At 74.7% G+C, this 9,908-nt stretch carries 11 protein-coding genes; 5 read left to right on the plus strand and 6 right to left on the minus strand.

All coding sequences use genetic code 11. From position 1 onward, the window contains the following. The first annotated feature begins 118 nt into the window (after positions 1-118). The 5 genes from ABT026_RS08030 (at position 119) to ABT026_RS08050 (ending at position 3,352) form a co-directional block, all read left to right on the plus strand. A complete protein-coding gene (locus tag ABT026_RS08030) occupies positions 119-688 on the plus strand; it encodes a DUF2243 domain-containing protein (RefSeq protein ID WP_351113247.1) in 570 nt (189 codons plus the stop codon). Continuing rightward, complete coding sequence (locus tag ABT026_RS08035; protein ID WP_351113248.1) at positions 688-1,563, plus strand: cytochrome c oxidase assembly protein; 876 nt, start codon at positions 688-690, stop codon at positions 1,561-1,563. Before ABT026_RS08030 ends, ABT026_RS08035 begins: the two co-directional genes overlap by 1 nt. Positions 1,564-1,652: 89 nt before the next feature. Then, complete coding sequence (locus ABT026_RS08040; RefSeq protein ID WP_351113249.1) at positions 1,653-2,306, plus strand: dienelactone hydrolase family protein; 654 nt, start codon at positions 1,653-1,655, stop codon at positions 2,304-2,306. A 54-nt stretch (positions 2,307-2,360) separates the two neighbouring features. Further along, positions 2,361-3,023, plus strand: a complete 663-nt coding sequence (locus ABT026_RS08045) for a phosphoribosyltransferase (RefSeq protein WP_351113250.1) — start codon at positions 2,361-2,363, stop codon at positions 3,021-3,023. Then, on the plus strand, positions 3,020-3,352 hold the full coding sequence (locus tag ABT026_RS08050; protein ID WP_351113251.1) for a DUF6343 family protein: 333 nt from the start codon (positions 3,020-3,022) through the stop codon (positions 3,350-3,352). The genes ABT026_RS08045 and ABT026_RS08050 overlap by 4 nt, the downstream gene beginning before the upstream one ends. An 82-nt stretch (positions 3,353-3,434) precedes the next feature. On the opposite strand, the gene ABT026_RS08055 is transcribed toward ABT026_RS08050, so the two are convergent. Genes ABT026_RS08055 through ABT026_RS08080 form a run of 6 tightly spaced genes read right to left on the minus strand, consistent with a single transcriptional unit; the run spans position 3,435 to position 9,807 of the window. Further along, positions 3,435-5,057: a SpoIIE family protein phosphatase gene (locus tag ABT026_RS08055; RefSeq protein ID WP_351113339.1), complete on the minus strand. Its 1,623-nt coding sequence runs from the start codon at positions 5,055-5,057 to the stop codon at positions 3,435-3,437. A gap of 38 nt (positions 5,058-5,095) precedes the next feature. After that, complete coding sequence (locus ABT026_RS08060; RefSeq protein ID WP_351113252.1) at positions 5,096-6,940, minus strand: hybrid sensor histidine kinase/response regulator; 1,845 nt, start codon at positions 6,938-6,940, stop codon at positions 5,096-5,098. Continuing rightward, the gene (locus tag ABT026_RS08065) at positions 6,937-8,178 is read right to left on the minus strand and encodes an ATP-binding SpoIIE family protein phosphatase (RefSeq protein WP_351113253.1); all 1,242 of its coding nucleotides are present in this window, start codon (positions 8,176-8,178) and stop codon (positions 6,937-6,939) included. Before ABT026_RS08065 ends, ABT026_RS08060 begins: the two co-directional genes overlap by 4 nt. Next, on the minus strand, positions 8,166-8,591 hold the full coding sequence (locus ABT026_RS08070) for an anti-sigma regulatory factor (protein ID WP_351113254.1): 426 nt from the start codon (positions 8,589-8,591) through the stop codon (positions 8,166-8,168). Before ABT026_RS08070 ends, ABT026_RS08065 begins: the two co-directional genes overlap by 13 nt. Continuing rightward, the gene (locus ABT026_RS08075; RefSeq protein WP_108952171.1) at positions 8,588-8,965 is read right to left on the minus strand and encodes an STAS domain-containing protein; all 378 of its coding nucleotides are present in this window, start codon (positions 8,963-8,965) and stop codon (positions 8,588-8,590) included. Before ABT026_RS08075 ends, ABT026_RS08070 begins: the two co-directional genes overlap by 4 nt. Next, positions 8,962-9,807 carry an STAS domain-containing protein gene (locus ABT026_RS08080; protein ID WP_351113255.1) on the minus strand — a complete coding sequence of 282 codons (846 nt, stop codon included), beginning with the start codon at positions 9,805-9,807 and terminating at the stop codon, positions 8,962-8,964. The genes ABT026_RS08075 and ABT026_RS08080 overlap by 4 nt, the downstream gene beginning before the upstream one ends. Positions 9,808-9,908: the final 101 nt, after the last annotated feature.

Raw genomic sequence — 9,908 nt, forward strand, 5'->3', positions numbered from 1 at the left:
GTTGGTCCGACCGGGTGCGCACCCCCACCGGGCGGTTCGGAAGAGGACCGCAGGGAAACCGTGCCCGGAACACCGGAACACCGCGTGAGGGCCGCGCGACGGGTACGGAGGGACAGGCATGACGAGAGAGGACGGCGCGCGGGCGCTCACGGCGACGCCCAGCAGTCTCCGGCTTCCCGGCATCCTGCTGGGGGCGGGACTCGGAGGGTTCGTGGACGGCATCCTCCTCCACCAGATCCTGCGCTGGCACCACCTGCTCAGCAGCACCGACCAGGACCGTGTCGGCATCAGGTACTACGACCCGAGGACCGTTCCCGGACTGGAGATGAACACCGTCTGGGACGGCGTCTTCCACGCGCTCTGCTGGCTCCTGGTCCTGGCGGGCCTCGCCGTCCTGTACGGCAGGGTGACGCACGACCGGCGGGCCGTGTGGACCTCGCCGGTGCTCTGGGGATGGGTGCTGTTCGGCTGGGGCGTGTTCAACATCGTCGAGGGCCTGCTGAACCACCAGATCCTCGGCGTGCACCACGTCCGGGCCGGTGAGCACCAGGCGTGGTGGGACGCGGGCTTCCTGGTCCTCGGCGTCCTGCTCCTGGCGGTCGGTCACCTCGTGCGGCGTCGCGGCCGGGCGGTCGACCCCTCCGCCCCGCGGGAGGCCGGACGGACGGCCCAGGGCCACGACGTCTGATGGAGCACGGACCCCACCAGCACCACGACGGCGGCGCCGGTCCCGGGTTCCCGGAGCTCCTCGGCCAGGCTCCGGTCCTGCTGCTCCTGACCGCCCTGGCGTGCGGCTACCTCCTCGGCGCGCGGCAGGCCCGGCGCCGCAACCCGGGGCGGGGCTGGAGCACCCGCCGCTCGGCGTCCTTCCTGGCCGGTCTCGGCCTGCTCGCCCTGGCGCTGCTGCCTCCGCTGGGACCGGCGGCCCACTCCGACTTCCGCGCGCACATGGCCCAGCACCTGCTGATCGGGATGTACGCGCCGCTCGCCCTGGTGCTGGCCGCGCCGGTCACCCTGCTGCTGCGGGTGCTGCCCGCCGCGTCCGCCCGCCGGGTGACCACCGTGCTGCACAGCGCGCCCGCCCGCCTCCTCGCGCACCCGGCGGTGGCGCTGCTGCTGAGCACCGGCTCACTGGTGCCGCTGTACTTCACCCCCCTGTACGGCACCCTGACGGCGCACCCGGCCGGTCACTGGCTGCTGCACCTGCACCTGCTCGCCTCCGGCTGCCTCTTCGCCCACGCCGTCGCCGGACCGGACCCGGCGCCCGCCCGCCCCGGGGTGCCGGCCCGGCTGGTGTACCTCGCAGCCGCGATCGCCGCGCACGCGCTGGTCTCGCAGGCCCTGTACGGCGGCTTCCACGTGTACGTCGACGCCCCGGTCGCCCAGCTCCGGCAGGGCGCGGAGCTCATGTACTGGGGCGGCGACCTCGCCGAGCTCCTGCTGGCCGGGGCGCTGGTGGCGACCTGGCGGCCGGTGCGCCGCGGTGGCGCCGGCCCGGTACGCGCGGCCTCGGGCGGGGTACCCGGGCCGGGACGCCGGACCGCGGCGCGCCCGCCGGCCTGAGCGGGACGCGCGGCTCCGGCGGGCCGCGCCCCACGCGTGTGCGCGGCCCGGGACAGGACGAGGCCGGCAGCACAGGGAGATGAGCAGCCATGACGTCCCACAGCACCGAGCTCCCTTCGCAGGGGGTGACCCTGGACGGCGACCTCGCCGTGCCACCGGGGGCGCGCGGCGTGGTGCTGTTCGCGCACGGCAGCGGCAGCTCACGCCTCAGCCCCCGCAACCGCGCGGTCGCCGAAGGACTGCGCCGGGCGGGGTTCGCCACCTTGCTGATGGATCTGCTGACGCGCGCCGAGGAACACGAGGACACCGCCACGGCGGCGCTCCGCTTCGACATCGCGCTGCTGGCCGGACGGCTCGCCGACGCCGTGGACTGGCTGGCCCGCCACCCGGACACCTCCGGTCTGCCGGTCGGCCTGTTCGGCGCCAGCACCGGGGCGGCCGCCGCCCTCACCGCGGCAGCCGAACGGCCGGACAGCGTCCGCGCGGTCGTCTCCCGGGGCGGCCGCCCCGACCTGGCGGGCGACGCGCTGCGGCGGGTCGGCGTGCCGGTGCTGCTGATCGTCGGCGGGACGGACGAGACCGTCCTCGACCTCAACCGGCAGGCCGCGATGCACCTCCCCGGGACCCACCGCGTCCACGTCGTGGGCGGTGCGACCCATCTCTTCCCGGAACCCGGCGCGCTCGAGGAGGTCACCCGCGCCGCCGCCGACTGGTTCCAGGAACACCTGGCGGTGCGCGGCTGACACGCGCCGCGAGCGGCATCACGTGACCGGGGGGAGCGAGGAGAGAAGAGATCCATGCGATTCCACGACCGCCGGGAAGCCGGCCAGGAACTCGGATTCCGGCTCATGCAGTGGGCCTCCGACGGCGAACTCTTCGAGCCCGTCGTCCTCGCGCTGCCGCGCGGCGGCGTACCGGTGGCCGCCGAGGTCACCCGGGCCCTCGGGGCGCCGCTGGACGTGCTGGTGGTGCGCAAGATCGGCGTGCCCGGCCGCCCCGAGCTGGGCGTCGGCGCGGTCGTCGGCGACGACCCGCCCCTGTTCGACCGGACGTCACTGGACATGCTGGGCCTGAGCGAGGAACGCCTCGCGCCCGACGTGGCCCGGGAGCGGGAGGAGGTGCGGCGGCGCTCCCTGCGCTACCGGGGCGAGCGGCCCCTGCCGGACGTCCTGCGCCGGGCGGTGATCCTCGTCGACGACGGCCTGGCGACCGGTGTCACCGCCCGCGCCGCGCTGCGTCACCTGCGCCGCCAGGACCCCTCCCGGCTGATCCTCGCCGTCCCCGTCGGCGCGCCGCAGGCGGCCTCCGCGCTGCGGGCGGAGGCCGACGACGTGATCTGTCTGCGGCAGCCGCGGGACTTCCAGGCGGTCGGCCTCTGGTACGAGGACTTCGAGCAGGTGGACGACGACGAGGTGGTCCGCATCCTCGAGGCGTCGAGGCAACGGGAGGCCACCCTGTGAGCGCCGGCGACCCCGGAGGCCGGCGCCCCGGGCCCCAGGACCCCCGACGACCGGCCGGCAGGCGCCGCCGCCGCAGCGGAACGGAACCGGTCACCGCGCGCAGCGCGCTGGGACTGCGTCTGCTGCTGTCGGCCGTCTTCCTGCCGGTCTTCGTCGCGCTGACCGTCTTCTTCGCCCTGTGGGCCGCCGACGCCGGACCGGGGGAGAACCCCGACCGCGGCACGCTGGTCGCCTTCACCGCGGTGTGCGCGCTGGTCGCCCTGCTGGCCGCGGCCGACCTGCTGGTCGTCCTGCGCAGGCGCCGGGGTGCCCGCGGCGGCGGCTCCTGAGACCGGCCGGCCGGAGGCCGCCGGGGCCGGGGGCAGCGACCGGGGAGGTCAGCGGCCGGGAAGGCCGGTGCAGCCGGTGAGGTCAGCGCAGCCGGGCCGCGAGGAGGGCGATGTCGTCCGTCTTGCCCTTGCCGAACCGGTCCAGGAGCACGTCGCACAGCTCCTCGATCTCGCGGGGCGCCTCGGCGAGGGTCGCCCCCAGTTCGTCGAGGCTCTCGGTGAGGTCCACGCCCGGCACCTCGACCAGGCCGTCGGTGAGCAGCAGCAGCGTCGAACCCTCCGGCACGTCGTGGCTCACGCCCGGCGGGTGCCGCAGGTTGAGGCCCAGCAGCGGGCCGTGCTCGGTGAGGTAGCGCGTGGAGCCGTCCGGCTGCCGCAGCAGCGGAGGGATGTGGCCCGCGTTCGCGACGTGGACCCGCCGGGCGCCCGGCTCCACCAGCACCAGGCAGACGGTGACGGTGATCGACGGACGCAGCCGGGTCAGCAGGGCGTCCAGCCGGTCCAGCAGGGTGCGCGGGTCGTGGCCCTCGATGGCGTAGGCGCGCAGCGCGTGCCGCACCTCACCCATGATCATCGCCGCTTGCAGGGAGTGCCCGGCCACGTCGCCGATGGCCAGCAGCAGACCGGCCGGCGTCTCGATGACCTCGTAGAAGTCGCCGCCGATCTCCGAATCGTCGGCCGCCGGCTCGTAGCGCACCGCCAGATCGACGCCCGGCACCTCGGGGAGCCGGTCCGGGAGGAAGGTGCGCTGGAGGGTGAGCACCAGCGCGTGCTCCTCGCTGCGCGAGCGCAGCGCCTCCAGCGCCAGCGCGCACGCCTGGGCCAGCTGCGACAGCAGCTCCCGGTCGTCGACCCCGGCGAGCGCCCCGGCGTCCACGGCGAGCGCGAGGGGAGGCCGCCCCTTCTTGGTGCGGGCCAGGATCAGGGCGACGTCACCGGTGAAGACGTCCGCCCCGGCGCCGTCCTCCCGGCACACCAGGGCGCGCCACTCGGCGGCCGGCAGCATCGCCGTCGCGGTGCCGGTGCCGTCCCCCAGCATCCGGCCGGCCAGCAGGTCCAGCAGGCGCGGCTCCGGCGTCGACAGCTCCACCGGCGCGGCGTCGCCGGACGCGGCGGGCCCGTGCCCCGGCGTGCGGCGGCCCGCGGAGGCCAGGTGCAGCACGCGGTTGTCCGGGCTCAGCGCCACGGCCACCGCGGGCGACTGCATCAGCGTGGCCGCGCCCGCCGCGGCCGCCTCGGTGAAGGCGCGCCCGTCCCGGGCCGCGTACACCGCCAGGGTGCTGCTGTTGAGGGCCGCCACCCGGGCCGCCAGCCGCTCGGCGCGGCGGCGGGCCCGGGCGTAGCGCAGCGCGGCGGTGACCGTGGCCAGCAGCTCGTCCGGGGCGATCGGCTCGGTGAGGTAGGCGTCGGCGCCCCGGTGCAGGCCCTGGGCGCGGTCGCTCACCTCGATGGCGGTCGCCGAGATGTGGATGACCGGCAGCGAGGCGGTCCGCGGGTCCGCCTTGATCTGCTCGCAGACCTCGAAGCCGCTCATGTCGGGCAGCCGCACGTCCACCACGGCCAGCTCCGGCAGTTCCCCGTCCGCCGCCGAGGCCAGCAGGGCCAGGCCCTCCGTGCCGTCCGCGGCCTCCACCACCGTGTGGCCCGCCCGGCGCAGCCAGCTGCTGATGATGTACCGCTTGGTGTCGTTGTCGTCGAGCACCATCACCTTGGCGACGGCGCTGTCGTTCTGAAGCCAGGGGCTCACGACCGTGGGTCCTTCCTGATCGCCCCCTGTGCCGTGCTCGCCCCCTGTGCCGCGCTCGTCCCCCGCTCCGCCCGGTCCCGGCGCGGGACGTGCTCGGCGAAGGCCGCCGTGAGCTGTGTCAGTGTCAGCGACGACTTGTCCAGCACCGTCCGGGCGTGCCGGAGCCGCTCGTGGTCCAGGCTCTCACGCCGCGCCGAGGTGACCACGACGACCGGGATGCCGTGCAGCTCCGGGTCGGCGGCGAGTTCGGCCAGCACCGTGTAGCCGTCCATGTCCGGCATGTGCAGGTCCAGCAGGACGGCGTCCGGCCGCTCCTCGCGCACCACCGCACCGGCCCGGCCGCCCCGGTCCACCTCCACGACCCGCTCCGCCAGCTGCTCCAGGAGCGGCCGGACGGCGGCGCGGAAGACGTCGTCGTCGTCCGCCGTCACCAGGACGGTCAGCAGCGGACCACCCTCGGCCCCGCCGCCCGCCCCGGAGGGGGACGGCCGCACGGGCAGCCGCACGGTGACCTGGGTGCCCTGCCCCGGGGCGCTGGTCAGGGCGAGAGTGCCGCCCAGCAGCTCGGCCAGCCGGCGCGCGTACGGCAGGCCCAGACCGGTGCCGGAACGGCCCCGCTGGTGCGGCCCGCGCACCTGGTAGAACTCCTCGAAGATCTGCTGCTGCTCCGCCTCGGGGATGCCCACCCCGGTGTCGGTGACGGTGAACACCACGAAGCCGTCCTGCTCGCCGTCCCCCTCCCCGGCCTCGACGGCGACGTCGAGACGCACCGTGCCGGACTCGGTGAACTTCAGCGCGTTGGAGAGCAGGTTGCGCAGGATACGGGTGAGCATCACCTCGTCGCTGACCACGGTCAGCTCCGGCTCGGCGACGACCAGCTCGGCGTCGCCGTGCCGCTCGTAGCCGCGCAGCACGCCCCGCAGCTGGCCGAGCAGCGCCCGCAGGTCGACCGGCCCCCAGTTCGGCTCCAGCCGGCCCGACTCCGCCTTGGCCACGTCCAGCAGCTCGTCGACGAGCGCCAGCAGCGTGGCGCCCGAGGCGGCGATCAGGGAGACCTGCCGGTGCTGCTCCTCGTCGAGGCGCTCCGCGTCGAACTCCAGCAGCATCCGCGCCAGACCCACCACGGCGTTGACCGGGGTGCGCAGCTCATGGCTGACGTTGGCCCAGAACCGGGTCTTCGCCTCGCTGGCCTCCCGCAGCTGGCGCGACTTCTCCTCCAGCTCGGCGTAGAGCGCGACGACGCCCCGGTTGGTCTCCTCCAGCTCCTCGGAGAGCTCCGAGTACAGAGCCATCACCCCGCGGTTGGTCTCCTCCAGCTCGGCGTTGAGCCGGCGCAGCTCCTCGCGCTGGGCCCGCGACTCCTCCAGCGCCGCTATCAGGTCCACGGTCTGCGCCCGCGCGTCCTCCACGGCGGTCGCCCCCTTGTGGGCCTGAAGGGCCGCGCGGGTGCGCGCGACCAGGTCGGGCGACGGCGTGTCCCCGCTCAGCGGCTGCTCGATCACCAGACTCCGATCCACGGAGGTGTGCTCCAGCGTCACCAGCCGGGAGGCCGCCCGCAGCGCCTCCCGGCCGGGGCCGGGGCCGTCCTTCCACAGCAGCGTGCACCGCAGACGGGGGCGGGCCCGGTCGACCAGGTCGAAGGAGACCGTCAGGTCGCAGGACCCGATCAGGTCACGGCCCAGCTCGCTCAGCGCGGTCGCCAGCCGGATCTGGTCCTGGGGCTCCACGCCGAGCGACTCGGCCGCGGTCTTGCCGCTGCGGCGCAGCACGAACACGTCCTGCTCGGTGGTGAGGGACAGCGAGACCAGCGGCGTGGCCCCGCTGGACGCGTCCGTGCTCACCACGGCCCCTTGGCCACCACGACACCGGCGTCGTCGCGCCGTACGCCCGCCTCGCGCAGCAGCTGGGCGGCCGCCACCAGCGGCGTGTGGTCGAGGAAGCCGGGCATGTCCGAGGCCTGCCAGCGCTCGGTGAGGCCGTCGGAGTGCATCACCACGGCGCCCTCGGGCGGCAGGTCCAGCCGGACGGTGCGCAGGGTCGGCATCTGGTGGCCCACGATGCCGGGCGCGGACAGCAGGGAACGCCGCGTCTCGGTCGCCGGGTCGACGACGAAGGTGCTGATGTTGCCCACACCGCAGAAGAACACGCTGCGGGTCGCGGGCTCGATCCGCACCACGGCGATCGCCCCGCCGCGGCTGCCCCGCAGCGCTTTGTGGACGTCGTTGAGCACGCCGTCGGGCTGCTCCGAGGGGGAGTCGCGGAACGCGGTGACCGCGGCCTGTGCGGCCCGCTTGGCGAGCGGCCCGTGGCCCAGGCCGTCGCAGCACATGACCAGGACCGCCCGCTCGCCGTCCCCGCCGGCGGCGCGCGCCGCGCGCGGGGCCCGCGTCGGGGTGACGTCCACGGGCGGGGGCCGCAGACCGGTGAGCTCGGCCCAGCCGAGCTGCCGGGGCGCGGGCTCCGCGTCCCGGCCGGTCGCCGCCGCGGGGGTCGTCCCGGAGGAGGCCGGCAGCGACGCCGCCGCGCGGCTCTCGTCCCGCGCGCCGACCAGGCGCGCGGCCCAGGCGTCGCCGCACACGTCCTCGCCGTTGATGGCGCGGGTCAGGCCCTCGACCAGCGGACCGTCGGACTCCACCGTGCGGCGGTCCGTGCTCTTCGGCCAGAACCGTGCCGTCAACACCGTCCCGCGCCCCGGCAGCGAGTGCAGCCGGAAGGTGTCCGCGAGGCGCGATATCGCGCCCAGACCGATGCCGAGGGTGCCCGCGGTGGAGGTGCCGTCGGTGAGGGACTTGGCGACGTCGGCCATGCCCGGACCGGCGTCGGTGGTGACGAACTCCACACCTGCCTCGTGCGGGGTGCGCACGACGCGCAGCAGGAGCGCGCCGTCGACGGCGTGCCGACGCAGGTTGGTCGCGGCCTCGCTCACCGCGAGGGCGACCTCGGCGCACCGCTGTTCGTCGAAGCCCATACGCCGGGCCAGCGTCACGGCGGCGATCCTGGCCGCGGCCGGGAAGGACTCCTGGTCCCGGAGCCAGGTGATGTCCTCCGCGTCCAGGATCTCCCAGCTCAGCGGGCCCATTTGGTCACCGCGACCCGGGTGCCGCCGCCGACCTCGGTGTCCAGGGTGAACTCGTCGACCAGACGGCGTGCCCCGCTGAGACCGAGACCCAGACCTCCGCCGGAGGTCCAGCCGTCGGTCAGCGCCTGGTCTATGTCGGGGATGCCCGGACCGTTGTCGTCGAAGATCGCGCTGACGCCGGTCCGGCCGTTACGCCGGACCAGCCCGATGCGCAGGACCCCGCCGCCGCCGTAGACGAGCGTGTTGCGCGCCAGCTCGCTCGCCGCGGTGACCAGCTTGGTCTGGTCGACCAGCGACAGCTTGCAGCGCTGGGCGAGGGTACGCACCAGCTGGCGGGCCCGCACGACGTCGTCGTTCGAGTCGATCGGCAAGGTCTCCTCGTCGGCGTCGAGCTCGGGCAGAGGGGCCTTCATCGTTGTGCCGGACGGTGGTCGCCCGGCCGGGCCAGCATCGCCAGGCCCTTCTCCAGCGAGAGAGCGGTCCGCACGCCGCCGAGCGACAGGCCCAGCTCGACCAGGGTGATCGCGACGGCGGGTCTCATCCCGACGACGACGGTCTCCGCGTCGAGCATGCGGGAGATCGCGGCGGTGGTGGCGAGCATGCGGCCGACGAACGAGTCGACGATCTCGACCGCCGTGATGTCGATCACCACACCACGAGCGCCGGATTCCACGATCCGGCCGGCGAGGTCCTCCTGGAGGTCCAGGACGATCTGGTCCTCCAGGTCGACCTGGATGGACACCAGGAGGACGTCGCCGATCTTCAGTACGGGTACGCGCTCGGTCACGCCTGGCCGCCGGTGCTGGTCAGGTCGCCGCCGCGGCGGGCGAGCGCGTGGCTGAGCGCACCGGCCAGCGAGGCCTTGGTGACGATGTCGCCGAACTGGATGCCCAGCGCCACGATGGTCTGCGCGATCTGCGGGCGGATGCCCGAGATGATGCACTCGGCGCCCATCAGGCGGGCCGCCACCACGGTCTTCAGCAGGTGCTGGGCGACCTCGGTGTCCACCGCGGGCACACCGGTGATGTCGATGATCGCCTGGTCCGCGTCGGCGTCGACCAGGGCCTGGAGCAGCTTCTCCATGACCACCTGGGTGCGGGCCGAGTCGAGGGTGCCGACCAGCGGAACCGCGACCACGCCCTCCCACAGCTTCACCACCGGGGTGGAGAGCTCCATCAGCTGCTCGGACTGCGCGCTGATGATCTCCTCGCGGGTCTTGGCGTAGACCTCCAGAGTGAAGAGCGCGAGCGCGTCCGCCAGCTTCGCGAGCTGCAGGTACGCGTGGATGTCCTCGGCCGAGGTGTCGACCGTCGGGGCCAGCACGTCCTTGAGCGCGAGCACGCTGGTCGCCGTCTCGGTGGGGGTGAACCCCTGCCGGGCGCGGCTGCGCGACAGCTCGGTGAGCAGCGCCCGCACCTCCGCGTACGCGTCGCCCTGCCAGTCGAAGGCGCCGTGGCGCAGACCGGCCACCAGCGCCGTGTACAGCTCGTTGAGCTCACGCTCGAGTTCCGCGAGCGAGATCCGGCCGCGCAGCGTGCGCGAGACGGCCTCCACCCATGCCGAGGCGAGCTGGTCGTCCTTCGCCGTCAGCAGTTCGACCAGTCTGTTCGACTCTTCTTGCCCTGCCACCGCTGTGCTCCTTCGATACGTGCCCTGATGACCAGCGGGTTCACGAGCCCACCGGCCGTCGTCCGCCCGGGCGGACAGCGTGGCCGATGGGCCGCGCGGGG

This window comes from Streptomyces sp. NPDC002734, from assembly GCF_040295685.1.
In the GTDB taxonomy this organism is placed as follows: domain Bacteria; phylum Actinomycetota; class Actinomycetes; order Streptomycetales; family Streptomycetaceae; genus Streptomyces.